Origin of the sequence: Nostocoides sp. F2B08 (assembly GCF_009184895.1) — a bacterium.
Classification (GTDB): Bacteria; Actinomycetota; Actinomycetes; order Actinomycetales; family Dermatophilaceae; genus F2B08.
This window is the reverse complement of record NZ_WESE01000014.1, coordinates 38,985-59,615: the sequence shown is the minus strand read 5'-3', so window position 1 is coordinate 59,615 and position 20,631 is coordinate 38,985. Positions and strand designations below refer to the sequence as shown.

Annotated in this window: 13 protein-coding genes; all 13 read right to left on the bottom strand. The window is 68.6% G+C overall.

Annotated elements, in window-relative coordinates; genetic code table 11:
• Positions 1-11: 11 nt before the first annotated feature.
• The 13 genes from GA707_RS19605 to GA707_RS19545 all read right to left on the bottom strand — a co-directional run bounded on the left by GA707_RS19605 (position 12) and on the right by GA707_RS19545 (position 20,573).
• Positions 12-686, bottom strand: a complete 675-nt coding sequence (locus tag GA707_RS19605) for a hypothetical protein (RefSeq protein ID WP_152180142.1) — start codon at positions 684-686, stop codon at positions 12-14.
• The gene (locus GA707_RS19600; protein WP_152180141.1) at positions 683-2,134 is read right to left on the bottom strand and encodes a type IV secretory system conjugative DNA transfer family protein; all 1,452 of its coding nucleotides are present in this window, start codon (positions 2,132-2,134) and stop codon (positions 683-685) included. The genes GA707_RS19605 and GA707_RS19600 overlap by 4 nt, the downstream gene beginning before the upstream one ends.
• Positions 2,131-2,646 (bottom strand): hypothetical protein, encoded by a 516-nt coding sequence (locus GA707_RS19595; protein ID WP_152180140.1) that lies wholly within the window; start codon positions 2,644-2,646, stop codon positions 2,131-2,133. The genes GA707_RS19600 and GA707_RS19595 overlap by 4 nt, the downstream gene beginning before the upstream one ends.
• A gap of 568 nt (positions 2,647-3,214) precedes the next feature.
• Positions 3,215-5,869 (bottom strand): DUF499 domain-containing protein, encoded by a 2,655-nt coding sequence (locus GA707_RS19590; protein WP_226963983.1) that lies wholly within the window; start codon positions 5,867-5,869, stop codon positions 3,215-3,217.
• Between the two features lie 272 nt (positions 5,870-6,141).
• Positions 6,142-8,934: a hypothetical protein gene (locus GA707_RS19585; RefSeq protein WP_226963981.1), complete on the bottom strand. Its 2,793-nt coding sequence runs from the start codon at positions 8,932-8,934 to the stop codon at positions 6,142-6,144.
• Positions 8,931-12,146: a helicase-related protein gene (locus tag GA707_RS19580; protein ID WP_226963980.1), complete on the bottom strand. Its 3,216-nt coding sequence runs from the start codon at positions 12,144-12,146 to the stop codon at positions 8,931-8,933. Before GA707_RS19580 ends, GA707_RS19585 begins: the two co-directional genes overlap by 4 nt.
• A gap of 737 nt (positions 12,147-12,883) precedes the next feature.
• Positions 12,884-13,975 carry a M23 family metallopeptidase gene (locus tag GA707_RS19575; RefSeq protein WP_152180139.1) on the bottom strand — a complete coding sequence of 364 codons (1,092 nt, stop codon included), beginning with the start codon at positions 13,973-13,975 and terminating at the stop codon, positions 12,884-12,886.
• A gap of 8 nt (positions 13,976-13,983) precedes the next feature.
• Positions 13,984-15,510, bottom strand: a complete 1,527-nt coding sequence (locus GA707_RS19570) for an ATP-binding protein (protein ID WP_152180138.1) — start codon at positions 15,508-15,510, stop codon at positions 13,984-13,986.
• A gap of 26 nt (positions 15,511-15,536) precedes the next feature.
• A complete protein-coding gene (locus GA707_RS19565) occupies positions 15,537-17,042 on the bottom strand; it encodes an SCO6880 family protein (protein WP_152180137.1) in 1,506 nt (501 codons plus the stop codon).
• 45 nt (positions 17,043-17,087) lie between these two features.
• Positions 17,088-18,557, bottom strand: coding sequence for a hypothetical protein (locus tag GA707_RS19560; RefSeq protein ID WP_152180136.1), 1,470 nt, complete (start codon positions 18,555-18,557; stop codon positions 17,088-17,090).
• Positions 18,558-18,574: 17 nt separating this feature from the next.
• A complete protein-coding gene (locus tag GA707_RS19555; protein ID WP_152180135.1) occupies positions 18,575-19,429 on the bottom strand; it encodes a hypothetical protein in 855 nt (284 codons plus the stop codon).
• Positions 19,426-19,722 (bottom strand): hypothetical protein, encoded by a 297-nt coding sequence (locus tag GA707_RS19550; protein ID WP_152180134.1) that lies wholly within the window; start codon positions 19,720-19,722, stop codon positions 19,426-19,428. Before GA707_RS19550 ends, GA707_RS19555 begins: the two co-directional genes overlap by 4 nt.
• A complete protein-coding gene (locus GA707_RS19545) occupies positions 19,719-20,573 on the bottom strand; it encodes a hypothetical protein (RefSeq protein ID WP_152180133.1) in 855 nt (284 codons plus the stop codon). Before GA707_RS19545 ends, GA707_RS19550 begins: the two co-directional genes overlap by 4 nt.
• Positions 20,574-20,631: the final 58 nt, after the last annotated feature.

The window sequence follows — 20,631 nt, the reverse complement described above, 5'->3', positions numbered from 1 at the left end:
AGGGCGCCCTGTCAGTTCAGCGACCAGCCGGTGTCGTCCTCATTCGCCAGGCTCGGCAGGCCGCGGATTCGTGCGCGGCGCTCCTCCGGGTCCAGGTCGGCAACGCCGTCCTCGCTGGGTTCCTCGACGAGGGCGCGGACGTCGGCGGCGAAGAGCCGGCGACGGACCTCGACGGTCTCCGGGGCGCAATGCCGTACGAACCGGCCTCGGGCCGGCCAGGGCTGGTGCTCCCTTTCCTCGCAGTGGGAGCGGAGCCGGGTGTGCATCCGGTCGATGAAGTCGGGAAGGGTGGAGCGGTGGAACTCGGCGAGGTCTGCGCCGGTGACGGCCAGTCCCGCTTGGCGGCGCCGGTCGGCGAGGACGGCGATCTCGTGGACCAGGTGCGGGTGCCGCGGCCAGCAGGCCGGGATCACACCGGCGGTGTCCCACACGTACTCCCGGTTCAGCCAGATGACCACCCGTTCGAGCCAGTCCCACAGCTCGGCCCGCAGCTCCGGCTCGCGACACGACGCCGGATCCCACGGCCGGGACCGCAGCGCCAGTCGCGGATCGATGTTCTGTTTGTCCGGGGGCCGTTCCGCCGCCTTGTCCAGCGGTGTGTAGGCGCCCTCGACAAGCGGCCCGGGCATGGGGAAGGCCTCGATCATCGGGTGCGCGACCCCGTGTCGGCGATTGTCGCCGGTCACGGCAGGTGCTCCGTGCGGTCGCGGCCCAGCCCGCGGCGGCGCGCCTCGACCAGCGCGGCCGCGGACCGCGCCTCCGCTGACACCTGGCCGGTCCGGTCGACGGCTCGGCGCCGCAGGGCCGCCTGCTCGGCGAGGAGCCGGCGTCCGGCGCGGCCGTCGACGCACCGGTCCAGCTTGGCGATGATCGGGGCGCCGTTCTCGGCCAGGACCAGGGCGTGGCGCTCCTTGAGCTGGCGGATCTCAGCGCCGGTGAGGATCGGGATGTCCTCCCCGGAGTACGTGCGGCCGTGCCGGGTCCCGGTCTGCCAGGTGGAACGCGAGACCCGCACGTTTCCCATCAGGTCTGAGATCTCCCGGTTGAACGCGACATCCTTCGACCCGCCGAACACGACCAGGTTGTTCGTCAACCCCAACAAGGTCCGCGCTTCGGCCTCCCCGAAGATGCTCGTCAGCTGCGGCCATGCCTGCGCCGCCCAGATGAACGAGATCCCCAACGCCCGCTCGTTCGCCATCCGGGTCCGCAACGTCGGTAGCGGCGCCGTCGACGGAAGCTCGTCCAGGATCGCGTGGAACGGCGGAGCCAGCCGCCCCCACGGCGAGACCTGCGCCGCGGCCAGCGCCGTGTCGAGGACGTGCTCGGCGAACGCCGTCATCAACGGTGACGCCGACGCATACGGATCCTCCCGCCCCAGAAGGTAGATCGTCCCGCCCTTGGCGATGACGTCGGCGATCTCCGTCGCGGGTCGCCCAGGGCCGGGAACGCAGCGGCGGCGGGTCTCCGCCTGGAAGAACAGGCTCATCGCCTGCTGCACCGTCGTCACCGTGTTACCCGCCGTGCGGCTATCCCCGCGTAGCGCCCCATGCAGGAGCCCCTCCCAGAACGGCGCCGCGTGCGGGTGCTCCCGCAAGATCTCCGCCGGCTCCGTCGACGCCAACGGACGGGCGATCCACCCCAGCAGGTGCTCCAGGCTCTGCCCGGTCAAAGCGGCGGCGTGCAGGTACGCCTGCAGGACCTTGGCGGCCTCCGCCGCATAGAACCGCGCCGCATCGTCACCGTAGCCCCCGGAAACCGTCCCCTTGATCGTGCCGGCGGTGAACGCCTTCGCCCGCCGCTCCGCGACCAGGGGGTCCACGCACCCTGCGACCGGGTCCCACACCACCTCTGGCAGACCCGGCACCAGCCCGAACGGGTCCAGCACCACACACGGACGCCCGTCCCGCGACCGCGCCGTGAACGACAGCAGCAGGTCATCGGCCTTCGTCAGCGTCGTCATCGCCGCCCCCGGCGCGTCGATCAAGGCCGGCACGAGCAGATCCAGCGTCTTCCCAGACCCCTGCGGACCGATCACCCCCGCCGTGCGATCCCACGGCACCCACAGCTCCCCACCCCGTGGATGCCTCGCCACCCCGAGCCGCCACCCCACCTCCGCCGGAGGCACCCGTCTCATGTCTCCTCCCGATACCCGCTCGCGGGCCTGAGACCACGGATGCTCCCTTGTCGCGCCATGCTCGCCAGCCCGTGAGAGGTGTAGAGGTCTGGGCGGATCAGCGGCGCGTGACGGCGAAGCCGTGCGATGCCCATCAGCGCGTCCACGTCGGCTCGATACGCCGTCCCCTCGACCCGCGACGGTCCCCATCGACCCCAGCCCGTCCGCAGCGCCAGACCCGAGAGAACGAGCACCACCACCTCCACGACGACGATGCACCACCACAGCAGGCCGGGCGAGGCCGGCGACGACACACCCGCCAGACCCGCGTCGGCTCGACCTGCGAGCACCCCCGGCCCCGAGGTGAACAGCTCCGCCCGATCGACCAACCGCCACCCATTGCCGGCGATGAGGTTGGCGAGGCCTCTGCCCACCTGCACGCCTGCAACGAGCAGCAGCACCAGGCCCACCGCCACCGCCAGCGGGATCTCCCACGTATGCGGACAGGGATTACGTCGTCGGCATTGCTGCATCAGGAACCCTCCTTCGGGTGTTGAACCTCCCGATCCACAAGGCCCCGAACGAACACGCGAGGATTCACGAATGCCCAGGCACCGGCCGACCCGCCGCCGCTCCACCCCGCCTGGCGGTCAGGGAAAGAGGACTTGTGCGCACCATCCCACCCACGACCCGACCCTCGCCATGTACCCCATCCTCAAGGCGTTGCACCTTATGAGCGGCTGCTCCAAGTGGGGAGAGCCGAGCAGGCCTCTACCGGCCGGACGAGCGCCCCCGCAGGGAGCCGTCTACTCGTCGTCAGGCACCCGGTCATCGGCGCCCTCGTGGAGCGGGCGGAGGGAGTCCAGCCATTCCTCCTTGGCGGGGAGGTTCAGCATCCAAGCCCACGGCGGCTTTGGGTCGCCTCCCCGGTGCTGGGACGAGTCGGGTGGATGCAGCGTCTTGCCACGGGGAGTCCTCCGTGATCTGACGTGTCACGTCGGCGCTCACTCGGTGAGTGGCGTCCCGCCCAAGGACCTGCCAGTGACCTACCGTCCTCGACATGGCTAGCGTCAAGGGTAGGGGCGTTGGGCCACGCCTAAATTACTGGTCGCGCACGACGGCCGGGATCCCTGCAGCCTTGGCGGCCTCGGCGATCTGCTCAGCCCATGAGGAGTCCACGATTACACGCAACGTCCCATGCAGGTATGACGACCCGTTGGCCTCGATCGCCTCGTACAGCAAGCGAAGTAGCGCAGCGGTGTTGTCGATCGCTTCGTCCTCGCCCTCGAAACGCTTGATGATGCTGAGCGACACCTCCTGCTCCTTCTCGGCCTGTGTCGGAGGCGTCGGCTTCTTCTCAGCGTCGTCCGGCGCAGGACCAGGGCCGGGGGTCGGCGTCGGGGTCGGGTCGTCCGGCTCGTCCTCGCTCGGGGTTGGCTGCGGGTCTACGGGCAAGGGCCTGGCAAGGACCAACGACTGTGACTGGAGGTTGATCTCGTTCGGGCCGGTCACTGCGACATCGGTGCCGTCCCGAGTGGCGACACGGAGGTCACCGGCGCGAACCGCGTCGTAGATGGCGTGCCGCAACTCGGCCTCACCCGCGTGCAGCAGTGGCAGTCGCGGGGTCTGCCAGAACGCGTCACGGATCTCGCTGAGAGGGCGTCCGTAATCTAGGTCACGGAGCTGGTGCAGCAACGCCTTGGCCCTGAACTCCCCCTGGTCGTACGCCTTCTCGTGGGCGACTAGGGCCTTCCAGACGAGGGCACCGTCCAGGGAGCTCTGTGCGTCGTCTTCGAACGTGATCTGGCCGAGCTCACGGTCGGAGTCCAGGTCCGGCTGCGACAGGTAGACGACGTGCTGGTAGGCACGCCTGAGCGCCGTCTCCATGCGCTTCTTCGCCTCGTTGCGGTTCTCGCGTGCCTTGTCACGCAACAACTCGTCATCTTGGACTTCCGGGGCCTCAAGCACACGCTCCCGTGCAAGGAACTCGGTGGCGATCGCGCGAGCATGGGTGCGCCGTTGGGTGTTGACCACGGCGAAGACCAGTGAGGATGCCCACGAGGAAGTGAGCCGGTTAGGTCCGAGACCGAGTGCGGCGCTCAGCGCGTCAATCGTGTCCTGCTCCATCCCGTTTCGCAGCGAGAACCCCGATGGGTCGAGAACCACTAGCCGCGTCGTGCGGGCGTCGTCCAACCCTGCAGACTCCAGCAGCTCAAGTGGTGAACGACCTGCCTCGAACCGCACGAAGTGCTTGGCGCGGAATGGCCCAGTGGACGCCAAGCGTTCGGCGGCCTGAGCGATTGCGCGATCCCGGTCTGCCTCGCTGACGCTGACTCGAGAGGCGCGTACCAGCATGTTCAGCGTTTGGCGGGTGGAAAGGTAATAGCGGGGTGGTGTGCCCCCCGTGCCCTTGATCTGCTCCAGTGCTGCCAAACCAGTGTCCGGGTCAGCCAAGTCACGGATGACGCCCTCCGCGTCCGCGATGCTGTAGTTGAGGCCGGGGACCATCGTGGCTGCCTTTGCTTCGGGTTCGGAAGCACCCCTCCTCCCCTGTCCTCGTGCGCCCACGATGGACACGAGGAAGATCATGGTCGCTGCCCGCTCGGCCGCGCGAGGGTTCAGTTCGTCCCATAACCCAGCCTGACGGTTCACGTCAAGCAGCCTGGCTGCCCCTGTGCTCTGGTCGAGCGAGATTATGTCGTTCTGAGCGACGGCACGGTAGTTCGCCTGAGTCTTGGTGTCGGTGATCAGCCCGGTGCCGAGGACGGCTTCCCTGACCGTCGCGTCCGACAACGGCAGGTCACCGGGACCGATCAACGCCGGCACCCACTCGCCCGCCTTTCCGCGCCGTTGCAGGGACCACACGGTCGCCGCGAACACCTGGATGGTGGAGCGGACTTTCTGGAAACCTGCGAGGTTGGCCCACTCCGACTCAGCCAAGTGCATGAGCTGCGGGTGGAAGGGGTAGGAACGGACGACTTGCTTCTCGAAGTCTGTCGTCCATGGGGCGCTAAGTTGGTCGATGACCTTGGTCTTCCACCCTTTGTCACGAAACAGCGAGTCGTACGACTTGACCGTCGCGTCGACGACCTCCCGCGCCGGTGCTTTGTCGAACAGTCTGCGGCGGAGGATCGCGGCGAAGTCCGCGTTCTCGTTCACGGTCGCGAGCCGGCCGTTTCGGTCGATGAACGACTGGAGCGCCTCGCGGCGCTTACCGCCTGCGTCGCTCAGCGCCATCGTGTCCTTCTCGGACGCGATCATCACAAGGAGCATCGCGACGTTGGGCACGTCATTCACAGCGTCCAGCAAGACCTGCAGGAACGCCATGTCCTGCGCGACCAGCTCGGGGTCGCCAGCACCGTCCAGACCGTTGCCGACGTAGTTCAGGATCTCGTCCACGATAATGAGCACGGGGCGGCCGACAGAGCGCAGCGCGTCCATGACCTTCGACTTGTCGCTAAAGAACGGCTGGTAGTCCTCATATCGCGCGTAGTCACGCTCGAACAGCCGCCAGAGGAATCGCTCCCACAGGTTCTTTGCCGGTCCGTCGAGGTCCTGCACGGGCGCTCCAGGCGTCATGGAGTCGCACGGGAGCACGACAACGCGGGGGGTTCCGAGGTCGGTGGGGAGCTGTCGCCCCAGAATGTTCGCGGCCTCGTCGTGGACGGCCTTTCCGATGTCGGTTGAGGCGAAGTCCGCTGGGTGCTTCGCGAGGTGCCAAGCGCCGATGCAGGCATGCGACTTGCCGCCACCCATGCCCTGATCGAGCCGGACCAGGGCACGTGACTTCATGTAGTCCTCAGGTCCTCCGCCCAGCCGAACGGCGAGTTTTGCGAGCAAGTCAACGAGCTGGCCGGTGGGATGCGTGATCTCCCCGTAGTAGCCCGCTTGTGCGTAGGCAGGTCGGGCCGAGGCCTTGCCATAGACGGCGTCGTGCAGACTCATCTGCACGTCATCGATCGCACCAGAGGCGTCCACGATCTCGGAGCGAAGTTTCAGAGCCTCCCACCATGGAGTGAAGTCCGTGCTCATCCTCGGGTCCCCTTGTCTCTCTTGGTGGGCGCGATCGGGTCGTCTCCGGCCATTGTCAGGTCCAGAGTGGGCTGGGCTGCGGCGGTTAGGGCGTCCTGGCGGGCCTGTTCGGCACCGCGGGCGGCGTGGCCCACGTTGCGGCGGTTCCTCAGGATGCCTGTCCACGCCACAACGTCTGCGTCGCTGGCGGGCAGCCTGTCCACCAGGAACGCCATGGCTGCCCAGAGGTACGCGTCGTCGGTGTCTCGCCCGGAAGCCGCCAGGACCTCTCCCACCGCGTCCAGTCCTTGCGGCCACGCTTTCGCCATCGCCAAGGCCACGTCCACGACCGCCGATTCTGGGTCGATGCGACGGTTCGCGGCCTTGGCCTCAGTGAACCGGCAGCCCTTCTGCGAGTCTGGAACGAGATCCCTAACTTCGGACAGTTCCAGGGTCGCTGCGAGGGCCTGCCAACGCAGTTCGGACTTGGCTTGGACCTGCCGCCCGTAGAGGCGAGCCCACCAAAGCGCGAACCTTGTGCGGGCATCGAACGTTTCTAGCGGCTGCCGGTCGATCTCGACTGCCATCGCGTCCTGCACGGCTGCTCGCGCCAACGGGAGAAACGTTGCGATGTCGACTGGGCTGCCCTTCGCGTCGAGCACTTCCGCGTACCTGCCGGCCACCTCCATGGCGGGCCCGGCAGCGGCCATGAGCATGTCAGCGGGGGCGAGTCCCCACTTCTCCCAGTCGGGATACCGGCTGCGGACCACTCGGCGGATCTCGGCTTCGACGGAAGCCTTACGACCCGTGGGACGGCCCTCTGGGGCGGGCCGGCAGGCCATGGTCAGGGTTGTCACGATGTTGGTGAACCCGACTTTGCCGCCTGATTCCGTCTTGGCGGGCCACGCGCCAGTAAGGACAAGCCCGGCGTTGCGGATGGCCGTCAGCAAGCGTTGCCAGACTTCGGGTTCTCCGTGTCCGAACACGATGGTGACGACGCCATCGGACCGCACGACCCGTTGGGCCTCGCGGAACGCTTGCGTGATGAGCGCGTCATAGTGCTCCCTCGTCCGGTGGTCGCTGTTGCTGGTGCCGCCCTTCTTGACGATGATCTCATCGCGCTTCTCTTGCACGCCGTACTCGTGCGCGGTGAGGCTGAGCTCGGGCCATGCGTCTGCCAGCGCCCGTTTGATCCATACGTAGAACAGGTCGCTCGCGTCGCTGTAGTCGATCATGGCGTCGTACGGCGGGTCGGTAACCACGGCGGTGATAGTGCGGTCACGGAAAGGCAAGACGGTCGCGGACCCGTGGTCCACGACAGCCGACTGGGCACGGGCGGGCGGCATTGTCGAACGGAGCGCGGTGACAGTCCCGGCGGCCACCGATTGCCAGCTCCCCGGTCCGTTAGCCAGTCCTACCTCGAAGTAGTCGAACGAGAAGTTGAGGCTCGACTCTGTGGCGAACAAGTCGTTCACCTTATTCAGTTTGGGGTCGAGGGTGCATCCACGAGTCGCGCGTCGGATCTTGCGGGACATGGCTGCGGCTGCATAGCCAGTCAGCGCACGCACGTAGTCGTTGCTGTTGCCGTTCTTGACCAGATCGGCTCCAACGTCGCTGATCGCGTGCGCCAGGCTGACGAAGGATAGCGTCTGCCGCGCGTTCATCATGTCCCCGTAGGTGCGGGCACCGTAGACAGTCGCCTGCACGGTCCAGGTGTTGCCCTCTGGTATGTGCTCATCGGGAACAGCACTCAGGAACGGGCTGAACTTCTCCTGTGCAGCGAGAGCTTCGGTGGCTCGCTCGATCGCTTCGCTCTCCTCGTCCGTCAAGGCGCGATACGACTTTCCCACCACTACGTCCAAGTCAGCGGCGAGGAGCGGCACGTCCCGTCCGTGGCCCTCGTCGAGCAGTCGCGTAAGGACATGGCGGTCGTGCGGGTGATCGCAGAACGAGCACACTGCAACTCGACCGTTGCTGTCGTAGCGGCTCTTGCCTGGTGGCACCTGCCGGGTGGGAAGGCCCCTCGGTGGACCCTCGTGAACAACCACCACCCACGAACCCGCGGCATGGTCAGCGTCGATGTAGTACGACTGGCCGGGATCGCTGTAGGTGGTTCCCTTCGCCCGGTTCTTCCGTGTGCTGGCTTTGCGTAGTTCGAGCTGGCCGATGAGAGGGAAGTGGCGGTTGCACTCCTGACATGGAATGCTCAACGCCCACAAGTAGCCCCACGCGTCTTTGTCGTCCACCTGTGGGTAGAAGGGCCGCAGCGATGTCGTGAACCGGCGACCGACTTCCTCGATCACCGTCTGAACGTCGCTGACGAGTCGCGCTGCTGTCACCTCGAGCTGGTCTGAGTGAGAGTCGTAGGGCAGACGTGGCTCTGAACTCCAGTCCCTGCATGGGTAGTCAGCCAGCAGACGAGATGCCATGACGGCTACCGGACTGTAGTCGATAGCGTGCGCCTTCAACCCCAGCCGTGCAGTCTCCAGTGGAATGAGTCCTCGACCAGAGAACGGGTCTAGCGTGCTGACTTCCTCCCCGTTGGCCTTCGTGATCTCCGCACGGAGTTCTGCGCCACGCTCGAACCTTCCCTGCATCGCGTCCCGCACCAACTGCTGCAGGCGAGCCTGCTCAGCGGGTTCCTCGGGCCAAGGCAGGAGGGAGCAGATCGTGGCGGCCTTGGCCTGTGCAGTTGGTCGCTTCGCGAACCAGGTCATCACGCCGACCTCGGCATTACCGCTGCCCCAACCGGAGCCGCTGTTCGCGCTCACCTCAGCAGTCGGGAACCAGCGTTCGATCATGCGTGTCACGCCTGGTCGTCCTCCTTGTGAGCGGCGCGAGCGAGGCTAGAGCCCGGGACCTTGAAGATCGCGTCTGCGGTGATGTCCGAGTCGAACACCTTGACCGGATTCTGGTAGGTCCCGAACATACGGCCTGTCCCGTCCGCGCACCCGTCCACCACGTACAGCCAGTAGTCCTTGCCGTGCTGGGTCGCCATGAGGACTTCATTGCCGGTCAGCCGCACACCTGTAGAGCTCGCTGAACCCCACACACCCTTGACTTCGACCAGCCGGTGTTCCCGGCTACGGCGGGCGTACAGGTCGTAGCCTAGGTTGTCGAAGTGCACGTCAGAGACGGTCCAGCCTCGCAGCGCTAGGGTGTGCGCGACGAGCCGCATGGAGATGGCCTCGGAGTCCTTCTCCTCCAGGGTTGCGGGCACGCCTGCTGGGGCGACGTGGATACGAGCCACGGGCCGCGGCGCGGTGATGTCGACGATGGAGAGCCGTTCGAGCTCCGCGAGTCGGGCTTCCGTCTTGGCTTTTAGGGTGGTCCTCAGCGCGACGCGTTCCTCCCGGTTCGGGAACACGTTCGCGGGTGTCAGGTCGGTGGGCAGGTTCGCCAGGTCGCGCCGGGCGTCGGAGAACCAGTCGGTCCGAGCGGACTGGGACGCGGACTTGGCCTTGTCTGCGAGCCTGCGGGCCTCATCTGCAGCTGCAAGATCGCGTGCGGGGTGCGGCGCATGACCCTGGTCGGTGGTCGGCACGAGGTTCGCGAGGGACTCCCACCTGACAGCGGTGGCCCTCCCGGTCGCGTCGACGCGCACAAGGCACGCCCACTGGGTGCGGCGGCGGCCGTCAGCCTCGGTGAGCTCGGCCCGGTAGGCGTACAGGTCGTAGGCGGTGATGCTGGTCGGGTCCTGAGCCGCCCCGCCGCGGTACAGGTCGGGGGCGAGGTCGTCCTCGGCCAGGTCGATGAGTGCCGCGAACGCGGGGTCGCCTGGCCCGAGCGCGAGGACGCGGATGTCCGAGCGGGCCGCCTCCCGCAGCGCGTCGCCGCTGATCGCGACAAGGGCTTGGGACTCGCCGCCCAGCGCGTTCGGGAGTCGTGTCGCGGACAGGAGCCGGACCTCGTCACCCATCGCGGTCGGTCGCACGGTGACGAGCCCGGACGCGTTCAGGCGTTCCAGGTAGGCGTCGACGATTGCGGGGTTGATCCGTTCGAGGTAGTCACGGTGGAGCAGCGCGAGTGCTTCGACGACCTTGACCTGCTCAGCGAGCCGCGCTTCTTGTGCGCGTGCCGCTTGAGCAGCGGTCTTGAGCTGGGCCGTGGTGACGCGGCGGGCCGCCTGGATTGCCTCGGCCTTCCGGTCCTCGTCGTTGCCGTACAGCGCGGTGAGCCACTTGTCGTAGTCCACGCCCGTCAGCTCAGCCACGAGGGAGAGCGAATCGAAGAGCTGCCCGTTCAGCTCGTTCGCGGCGTTCACGAAGTTGTCCAGCAGACGGTGCAGCGTCTCGCCCTCACGTGTGTCCACAGCCACCAGGTTGAACAGTTCTACGTCGCGGGTCTGCCCGACCCGGTGGATGCGACCCATGCGCTGTTCGAGCCGGACTAATGACCATGGGATGTCGTAGTTCACGAGGACGTGCGCGGCCTGCAGGTCGATGCCTTCGTTACCGGCGTCCGTGGTCACGATGACCTGAAAGTCGCCGCGCATGAATGCGGCACGGACCGTGTCTCGTTCGGCTTGGTTCTGCCTGCCGGAGTAGGGGCGGGCGGTGTACCCCTCGCGGTTAAGTCGCGCGGTGATCCACTCGGCGGTGTCGGCGTACTCGGTGAACACAACCGCTTGCTCGTTGCCGCCGGGTCGGATCCCGTTAATGGCGAGACAATCGTCGGTCAGGCGGCGCCATTTCGACGGCACGTATGACGGGCGGGCCAGCGTCGATTCGAGCGTGGCGAGCAGCCCTCCAATGGCCTTCTTCTCGGCTCGCGCGGAGAGGGAGTCGGCGTTCACGACCTCTTCGACTTCGCGTTCGGACTCGTCCTCCCCGTACGGGTCCACGTCGATGGCGGTCTCAGCGGCGGTCTTTCCGCCCATGAGGTCGCGGCGCCGTTTGAGCGTCTCCGCGAGCGAGTAGAGGCACGACGCTGTCCGCTTGCCATAGACCATGCGGGCGAGGGCTTGGGCCGCTGGAGGGAAGAACTGGTTCACCATCGCCAGCGCCTCGTTGTAGACGGTGAGCTCTTCGAGGGTGAGTGGTACGCGCAGGTTCGACGCGTGCCGGCCCTTGAACAGCTTGGTGGTGCCGTCGTAGTCGACGAGGTCTTCCTTCATGCGGCGGATGAAGTGGGTTGAGCCTGGGCGGAGCGCAGCGAGCTGCTGGCGCGAATCGTCACCGGGCTCGGGGTAGATGTCGGGGTCTACGAGGTGCAGCAGGTGGCGGAACAGCCATTCCGACCCACGGTGCGGGGTGGCGGTCATCAACAACGCGCGGGGCGTATTCCTTGCGAGCAGTCGGCCGACACGGTGGAATGACTGGGCCGTCGGCGTGAGCCGGTGCGCCTCGTCGAACACAACAATGTCCCAGCCCGCGAGGTCCGGCCGGATCGCGTCCTGCACGGCAGGGTTCACAGCGGCGAGTTCCAGCGAGGTGATCCACATGTCATGGTCGAGGTCCAGCGCGTGCTCCCGCACGGTGCCAGCGGTGATACGACGTAGCCCTCCACCGAAGAACCGCTCGAAGTCGGCCTGCCACTTCGACACGAGGTTCGCGGGGACGACGATGAGGGCTTTGCGGATGAGCCCGTGCTTCTGCATCTCACGCAAATACAGGCCCGCCATGATCGTCTTGCCCGTGCCCGGCTCGTCCGCAAGGAGGAACCGCAACCACGGCTGGGGCAGCATCGCCCCGTACACGGCATGTGACTGGTGCGCGTACGGCTCCAACGGTGACGACGCGAGCAATGTCGAACGGGCGTTCATGGACGCTGCGGCCATCCACTGAGTCCACATGCCCGCGAGTACACGTTCCGACCTGGCGCTGCCGTCCTGCGTGAGCGTCTTCACCTCGTCCGCCTCGCTGGCGGTGAGGTCGGCGCGGTGGATGCCGCCGCCGTCGTCCTTCACGTACAGCACCCAGCCGCCCGCAGGCCCCTTCACGGCCATGTCCACCGTCACGTACCCGAGAGAAGACAGGGCAGGCAGGATGACGCGCTGGTCCTGCACAAACTCGCGCGCCACTGCCGCTCCTCCTGTCACCTTGCCCTCCAACACAGCACAGCAAGGCTGACACCGGGGGTCTGAATCACACCGTAGCCGTCGGCGCAGGTCTCAGCCGGCCGGCCACGCGGACAAACCCGACCCGACGAGGAAACTCCTGTGTCGCTCACGGGCATCCGACGCGGACACTGCCTACTGACCGACCCCAAGCGATCCCCCAACCGCTCCTCCACGGTGATTCGTCGAGCTAGGCGGATCGATCTATACGAGTCTGACCTTCCCCGGGGGTGCCGAACGGTACTCCGGCGCCTCAAAGAGGATCCTTAGCACGTCGAGGCTGTCGCGGGGAAGAGAAGGTTGGCTGCAAATGGATCCCTCGCCCACACACAACCCTGCTCAAGTCACTCAGCCGCAATTCAGCGGACGCGCTGGGTTACGTTCGCCCCCCGGCGAGCGATGATCACTCCCCCAAGGCGGTTATCGAGGGCGACTTCCGTCCCGCTTGGTGAGGGAATCCCCAGTCGCGCGCACGCGCGGGTTATGGCGGCACACCAACAGACCTGAAAGATCGTTCTACCGGCAATGAGGCACTCTAGATCAAGAACGCGGCCACGGCCTCTCGCTTGACCCAGGGCGGCTGTGGTTACAGATGACCGGAGGGTGCGTGTCCGTCGGCGCCCAGACTCTCTCGAACTGCGAGGCCCAGAGCCACACTCCTCGACCACACCACGAACTCGATGCCGGCCAGCTGCGTCGCTTCACTGACAGTCCACCGCGCCGACCCCGTACTGAGCGGCGTAGAAAAGGGCGTCGTTGACGTACCAGTGGGCTCGGTTGTAGGCGAAGAGCGCGTCGCGGACGCTGTCTGGGCCGTTGTGGACGCCGGCTGTGGTGAGGTAGTTGGCGGCGCTCATGACCGAGTCGGTGTCGTTGAGGATGTCGGCTCTCCCGTCTCCGTTTCCGTCGACTCCGTAGATGGCCCAGGTGGCGGGCATGAACTGCATAAGTCCTTGGGCCCCCGCTGAGCTATTGGCACGGATGCGCCCGTGCGCGGTCTCGGCCATGCCGATCCCGGCGAGCAGCGCCCACGGCACGTCGTACTCCTCGGCCGCCGCCATGTAGAGGGCCTTGATGTCGGGCGGGATGGGGAGGGCGGGGTTGGTGAGGGAGTTCAGGCGCGGCTCGCCAGGTTCGGGCAGCTCGAACGAGAAGGTGTCCGCAACCACCGGAGCAAGACTTGAACCGGTGCCCTGCCCCGCTGGCGTGGTGGGTGCGATGGCGCGGCCGTCGAGGGGTGCGCCGTGGTCGGCCATGAAGGGGACGGGGTCGATGGGGGTGCCGTTGCGGCGGACTTCGTAGTGGAGGTGGTTGCCGGTGCTCCTGCCGGTGGAGCCTTCGGTGCCGAGTGGTTGCCCCATCGACACGGTGGCGCCGACGGTGATGTCCGGGTCGATCCGGGCGAGGTGGGCATAGCCGGTTTCGATGTCGCCGCCGTGGTCGATGAGGACGAGGTTGCCGTAACCGCCGGAGTCCCCGGCGAAGATGACGGTGCCGGCAGCGGCGGCGACGATCGGCCCGCCGGCGGGGATTGAGGTCAGGTCCTGTCCGGTGTGCACCCGCCAGGTGCGCAAGATGGGGTGGAACCGCATCCCGAACCCGCGAGCCCCTACGACGTACGCCTGCTGGTACGGAGGACGCCACTCCCCCGCCCCGACGCCGCCTGTGGCGGTGCAGGACTCGAGCTGAAGGGCGGCCGCGGTCGATCCGGTGACGACGAACGCCGCCAGGAGCAGCGGTGCACCGATGAGCAGAAGAAGGGCTGCGGTGATCGCTGAGACCAGCTTCGCCATGGGAGCGCCTAGAGCGCGCCCTGGATGGCGTCATTTGTCCATGTGAGGTGGGCCTCGATGGGATGCAGCAAGGTTTCGACTTTGTGGGCGTGGTCGCCGATCTGCCAGAGGGCGCGTCCTTTGCGGTGCATGGCCCAGCCGGTGATGGCGTCAGTGGCGATGGGCCCGAGGCCGAGCATGTCGTCGAGCTCGTGGGCGACGCCGGGTTTCTGGCCGTGGAGGATCTTGATGTCGGCCAGGTGCATGAGGTCTCTGGCGATGTTGGCGGCTTGGGAGCCGTGGTCGCCGACGGTGAGCATGTCGGAGGGTTTGTGGGCGTTGGCCCACTGGATGTCGCCGCCGCGGCCAGCGACGCCTCGGGAGAGGCGAAAGTCCTCATCGAGGCTCTTGACGGCGTCGATGCCGAGGCGCATGGCCTTCCACATCTCGTCGCGCACAACGATGCGCAGGTCTCCCGGTTCGGCGATCTCCCGCATCCCCCTACCCCAGGAGTTCAGGCAGACCAGGGCGATACCGACGGCCTCATCGCCGAGGGGGGTGAGGCGAGACAGGGACAGTGACTGGATGGGGGCGTGCCAGTCGATGACGATGGTGGTGTGGTCGTCGAAGAGTCCGGCGAGGGCTCCGGAGACGAGCTGGCCGAGGGCGTCGCGCAGGAGGCGGGTGTCGTCGAGGAAGACCTGCCGGCTGGCGTAGCGGCAGGCGGTGACAAGGTCGTCGGTGGGGTGGTCGAGGGCGTGCCACAGGGCGGGGATGGTGGTCTCAGTCAGGTGGCTAGTCCCGCGGTCGTAGCCGGTGAGATCCCGCAGCGCGGTCTTGACGACGTTCTCCTCTGAGGGTCCGAAGGGGACGCGCTGGTCGCCGATGCGTTGGCTTCCGACGAGGGCGCGCAGGAGGGTGAGCCAGCGGCCGAACACGACCGCCGCCCGCGACTGTGACTCCTCTGGGGTGAGGTGGTTCCAGCGGTGGGCGAGGGGGCCGAAGGCGAGGGGGTTGATTCGGGCGGGCAGGCCGGGGCCGAGCGTGAACGGTTGGACGTTGAAGAAGTGGCAGAGGCGTTCGTATTCGTCTTTGGGGTCGCCGAGGATGAGGATCTTGTAGCCGAAGTCGGTCATGCGTAGGGCGAAGGCTTTGGTGGTGGCGGACTTGCCGGTGCCGGGTTTGCCCATGCAGATGACGTTGGGGTTGGTAACGGGGATGTCGTCGTCGAGGACCCAGCCGATGGGGTCGGCGTAGAACGCGGCGCCGGAGAGGGTGTCGACGCCCATCTGGGCGCCGGTCGGGGGCAGGCCGGGGCCGTGGATGAACGGCCAGAACACGCCCGCCTGGTCCGAGGGCATCCGGTAGGCGGTGACCGGTGCGGCCGCGGGCGCCCACCCCCGCCCAGCCTGGCGTGGCCCGCGCCGGGGGGCGTACCGGAACAGCCGCGACTCCTTCGACCCGGCAGCCGGGGCGGGATGGGTGGGCAGGGTGTGGCCGAAGTCCGCGAGCAGCCGGGTCATATCCCGCCCACTCCCGCGCTGCGTCCTGATCATCGTGTCGCTCCTGTTTCGCTCTTCGTTCAGGTGGTGGTGCGGGTGAGGCTGATGCCGAGGGGGACGACGGAGGCGGCGAAGGCGACGTCCTGCGATAGATCCAGTCGGAGGGGGGCGAACCCTGCGCGGCGGATGGAGGCGTCGAGGTGGCGGCCGTGTTCGGCGATGCGGGCGGTCTTGGGGACGGTGACGGTGCACACCGCATACGGGCGCGTGAGAGCTGAGCCGCGGGCGAGCTTGGCCTCGAGCGCGCGGACCTGCTCGGTCTCGTCGCGGGCCTTGGTGGAGGTGCGCATCTTGGCCTTCTCGCGCAGGCCTTGGCCCATGTCGGCGGCCCACTCGCTGCTGGCGGACTGCCGCGCCGCGGAGTGCTGGGAGAGGATCGGGTAGGCGACGAGGAAGCTGCGCCGCTCTCCCGGCTGCGTCGGGGTCAGGACTGGGGCGAGGGCGCCCAGGACGGCGCCCTTAATCGGCAGCGTGATGGTGGCGCTGATCGAGTTCCACGCGTCGTGGGAGTAGTGCCGGGCCGCGGGGTCGGCTCCGGAGGGGCCGGCCATCGACCACGGCACCGAAGCGTTCACCGTCTCGTCGGTGGCGTGTGCGGTGAGGGCGTCGATGATTCCGGCGCGGTCTCCTGGGGCGAACCCGGTGCGGGCGGCGGCGGCGAGCTCGGGGCTGGTCAGCCACGCCACGCTGGTCATGGCGAGGCCGCCTTTGAGCTGGGCCTCGACCTCGGCCATGAGCCCGTAGAGGACCGCGGCGCGTGCGTCGACGCCGCGGCCGGCCTCTTTCGCGGCTCTGGTGAGGCGGGTCTCGGGGACGACGATCGACACGTAGATCTCAGTACGTACCGACGCCGAGGACAGGGCCTGTTGGAGCTGGTCGTTGATAACACGGACGTCGAGGCCGCTGGTCGGGTGGCGGTGGCGGGTGACCCACTGGTCGCGTTCGGCGCCGTCGTCGGGGACGGTGCGCACAAGGAAGAGGATCTCGTCGATGAGCTCGGTTCGGGCGGCTTGGTCGATCAGCTCGGCCAAGCCGCGGCCGAGGCGAGCTCGCTCGTCGGCGTCGGCCATCCCGACCCCGGGGTGGACGATGGCGGCGGTGGCCGCCCAGGTGCGAGTGGCGTGATTCTGGATGACCGCCACCCGCGCCCCGGACAGCCCGGTGGGTGGGCCCTCGTGGATCTCGATCCCGGACAGCGCGCCGGGCAGGTCCACCACGTCCGGGTCAGTGACCGTTCCGGTTGTGGCGCGGGCGCGGTAGCGGGTCCAGCCGGTCAGGCCCCCGATCGCGAAGCCGGTGACGGCGAGCAGCCACCCGACCGCCGACCGGCCACGAACAGGAACGACGGTGACGCCCGTGACGGTGGCGGCGATGAGCAGGAACATGCTCGCTGAGGCCCAGGCCTGTTCTTTGAGGGCCCAGAAGAACGGCAGCGTCGAGGCGGCGACGATGCTGGCCTGCCAGCCGGTCAGGCCGAGGAACCAGCCGATCCGGGCCTTGGTGTACTGGCTGTAGATCTGCGCCACGAGACGCACCTCCTACTTGGTTTCTTTTTGTTGTTGGGGGTCAGTTCAGACGGGGACGACCGGAACCGACCCGGCGGCCCCCGCCGCGCCGCCTGCGGCTGCTCCCCCGCCGGCAGCCGTGCCCGACGTGCTCGGCGCCCCGGGCGTGCCCCCGGCACCTCCCGCCGGTGCGGTCTGGGTCGGCGGGGCCGGCATCGGTGGTTGCTGCCCGGGCTGGGGGCCTGCCGACGGCGCGGCTCCTCCGCTGCTGCCGCCGCCTTGGCTGGCGGGGTCGGCGCCGTGGACCTGCGGGTTGGCCGGGTCCTTGCCGGTCTGGGCGCGGGTGCGGGACATGTCGGGGATGTAGGTGTTGTGGCCGACGCCCATCTGGTTGGCCAGGTCGGCACCGACGCTGGCGCCGGTGGTGCCGAGGGTGACCGCGAGCCCGAGGCCGCGGGAGGCGACCTGCCCGGCACCTCCGCCGAACGCGGCGAGCATGCCGCCGCCGGTCTGGGCGGCGCGTTGGCTGGTGGCGGCCTCGCTCGAGGCTTCGCCTTGGGAGCGGCCGGTGTCGTCTGCGGTCGACGCGGCCGACGACCCGGCACTGCTGCCGCCGCGGAGGAGGCCCTGGATGCCGCCTTCGGCGACGAGCCCGGCGCGCATGGCCGCCCCGGAGGAGGTGCCGGGGTCGACGAACGCGAGCAGCTTGAACAGGGCTAGCGGGGAGAACGCCCCGATGAAGATCAGGAGCACGGCCGGGACGGCGGAGCCGATGGCGGCGGCGAGGGAGTCGGCCCAGCCGAGGGCGACGCCGTTGGAGACCTGCACGCCGAGGCCGAGCATGAGCATCATGAGCACGGGGGTGAAGGCGGCGGCGTGGAACCAGCGGAACGTCTTCCAGAACCAGGACCGGCCGCCCTCCCAGACCAGCCCGGCGGCGGCGATGGGGGCGGTGGCGGCGAGGATCATCAACGCGCCGGCGCGGGTGAGCATGACGAGCAGGTGCGCGACCGCGCCGAAGAGCAGCAGGAACCCCATCATGCCGAGCACGGTCGCGAGGACGGTCTCGGTGAGGTCCTCGGCGGCCAGCGGCGCCCACGGCTGCCACGCAGCGAGCTGGTCGACGTCGAGGAGCTCGCGCATCATCGCCTTCGTCAAGCCGCCAGCGGCGGCGAGGACGGCGACGGCGTAGACGATCCATCCGGCCCAGACCATGACGTACTGCGCCGCCCCGATGAGCACTCGGGCGAGGGACTGCCCGTCGCGGCGGATCGCGGCGATCCCGAGCTGAACCGCGACGAAGATGACGACGAGGACGCCGGCGATCCAGAACGTCACCCGATAGATCCCGGCCATCGGGCCGGTGAGGCTCAGCTGCGGGGTGAGGAAGTGGTCCTCGATGGTCAGGACGACCCGCAACACCCACAAGGCGGCGTTCCAGACGCTGAGCATCGTGCCGGTCCAGGCGTCGGCGGCGACCTTCGTCGCGGCGTTGCCGAGCGCGGCGAACGGGTCGAACAGCTCCCACCAGATCACAACAACCCCTCCCTTTCTCAGTTCTCTGCGGGGACCCAGGTGCGCCACCCGGCCTCTTTGGCGAGTTCGGTGCCCGGCCAGGTGGACGGCGCTGCCGCCGGCTCGGCCCCGGCCCCGATGACCCAGCGGCCCCCAGATGCGTCGTCGGTCCAGTGCATGCGGGCGCAGTGGCCGTAGCCCATCCGCGCCGTCGTGACCACGCGCGCTTCGACGTGCATGAGGACGCACGCCAGCGTCCAGGTGTCGCCGTCGATGCCCTTGACCTGGGCGGCGACCGGGGTCGCGATCAGTGCCGTGCTGGGATCGGTGAGGTGCGCGGCGGCGTCGGAGCCGAGGAAGGACCGTAGGTTCCGCATTAGCGTCCAATCACTGGCCGGCGGTGCGCCGGGCTCGGTCCACGCCGCGTAGATGTCGGCGGCGTCGTCGAGCGAGAGGCTCTGCAGGGTGGCGGCCGTGATCGCGGCGAGCTGCCCGATCGCCCCTTCTGGGGTTTGGGGGTAGCCGGTGGGGACGTTCGCGGGGCCGACCCGGCCCGAAGCCGGGATCGCAATTGGCTCGGCTCGAGTCTGGGCGGGGGTGCCGCCGCGTGCCGCGTCCGGTGGCACGGCGAGCATCGGGGCGGCCGCGATCGCGTCCCGTCGGGCGGCACTGTCGGGCAGGTCCTCCACGGCGACGACGACCGGCCCGACCGAGGCTGCTTGGGCGGCCGCGGTCTGCGGTTCGGTGGCGAGCGCGGCCTGGATCGCATAGGCCAGACCCGCCAGCAGGAGGACGGCGAGGGCGGTGACGCCAGCGAGGGTGCGCTGCAGCCGGCGCCGATCCCACACCCCCACTGCGGAGGCTGCGGTGCTGATGCCGGTGGTGGTGGTCATGAGACGCACCCGGATCCGGTGATGCCGTTGATCATGCCGGGCAGGATCATGTACCCGACCGCGGCGAGAAACACGACGGCGATGGAGACCACGCCGACCTTGCTGGCGTGCGGCATGGAGAACAGCCGGCCGGCGACGACGGCACCGATGGCGACGACGATGCCGACGACGAAGAGGATGAGCACCCCCCATAGGACGTAGCCGGTGATCTGGTCGGCGTAGGCCTGCGCCCCGGGCGGGGCGACCGGGCACACGGCTGCTGGGAAGAGGCTGGTGATGGATGCAGGGGTCATCGGATGGGTCCCTTCTCAGATGCAGCGTCCACCGGAGTGATGCCGGTGCGGCGCAGGATCCCGGCGGCGGCTCGCAGCAGCGCCGGCGGGAGCGGGGCGGCGGTGATCCCGTCCTGGGCTAGGTACCGCTGGCGCGGGATCTGAAGCAGCTGCTGGGTGGACTCGAGTGCATGGACGCTCGGTCCGGCCGCGACCGAGGACGACGGGCGCCAGCGTCGGCTCGCTCCGACGACGACGGCAACGCACCGGTGCGGGCCGAGGAGGCTCGCGGCGACCTCGAGGCGACGCACCCCCGGGACGGTCGGCGTCGTCACGAGGACGACCCACTCCGCGCCGGTGATCTGCTGCTCGACCCAGCCGGGTGTGGCGAGGACGTGCCCGAGGTCCCAGCCCACGTCGAGGACCGTCAGCGACGACTCGGTGTCGACGGGGTGGTCGGTGGGTTCGTCGGGTGTCGGGACCTCAGCGAGGGAGAGGTGCACTCCCGCGGCGCGCACGATCGACACGTGGTCGCGGCGGCCGAGGCGCCACCCGGTCGGAGTGTGGCCGAGCTCGGCCGTCACGGCCGTGCCGAGGCCGGAGCTGGTGGCCGAGCAGCACTCCACCACCCGCGCCGGCCCGACGGCGGTCGCCAAGGCGAGGGCCATAGCGGAGGCGCCGGCCTGGCCGAGGCACCCGAGCACCGGGAGCACCGGCCCGGTCGGCGACCACGAAACTGCCTTCTGGGACCGGCTTGGACGCGCGGGGACCGGCTCGCGGTGGTGGGCGCGGAACTGGCCGTCCTGCACCGCGCGCCACGCGCGACGCAGCTCATCGACCCCGACGACCGGGCGGGTCGCGACCGCGGTCATGACCCCACCGGCCGGTTCGTGCGACAGGTCCGCCACGTGGCCGGGTTGTCCGGTTCGC

Excerpts from the sequence above, each read along its gene's own strand:
- GA707_RS19600 (WP_152180141.1), bottom strand. The coding sequence starts at position 2,134 with ATGAGACGGGTGCCTCCGGCGGAGGTGGGGTGGCGGCTCGGGGTGGCG.
- GA707_RS19595 (WP_152180140.1), bottom strand. The coding sequence starts at position 2,646 with ATGCAGCAATGCCGACGACGTAATCCCTGTCCGCATACGTGGGAGATC.
- GA707_RS19590 (WP_226963983.1), bottom strand. The coding sequence starts at position 5,869 with ATGGGTGGCGGCAAGTCGCATGCCTGCATCGGCGCTTGGCACCTCGCG.
- GA707_RS19575 (WP_152180139.1), bottom strand. The coding sequence starts at position 13,975 with ATGGCGAAGCTGGTCTCAGCGATCACCGCAGCCCTTCTTCTGCTCATC.
- GA707_RS19570 (WP_152180138.1), bottom strand. The coding sequence starts at position 15,510 with ATGATCAGGACGCAGCGCGGGAGTGGGCGGGATATGACCCGGCTGCTC.
- GA707_RS19555 (WP_152180135.1), bottom strand. The coding sequence starts at position 19,429 with ATGACCACCACCACCGGCATCAGCACCGCAGCCTCCGCAGTGGGGGTG.
- GA707_RS19550 (WP_152180134.1), bottom strand. The coding sequence starts at position 19,722 with ATGACCCCTGCATCCATCACCAGCCTCTTCCCAGCAGCCGTGTGCCCG.
- GA707_RS19545 (WP_152180133.1), bottom strand. The coding sequence starts at position 20,573 with ATGACCGCGGTCGCGACCCGCCCGGTCGTCGGGGTCGATGAGCTGCGT.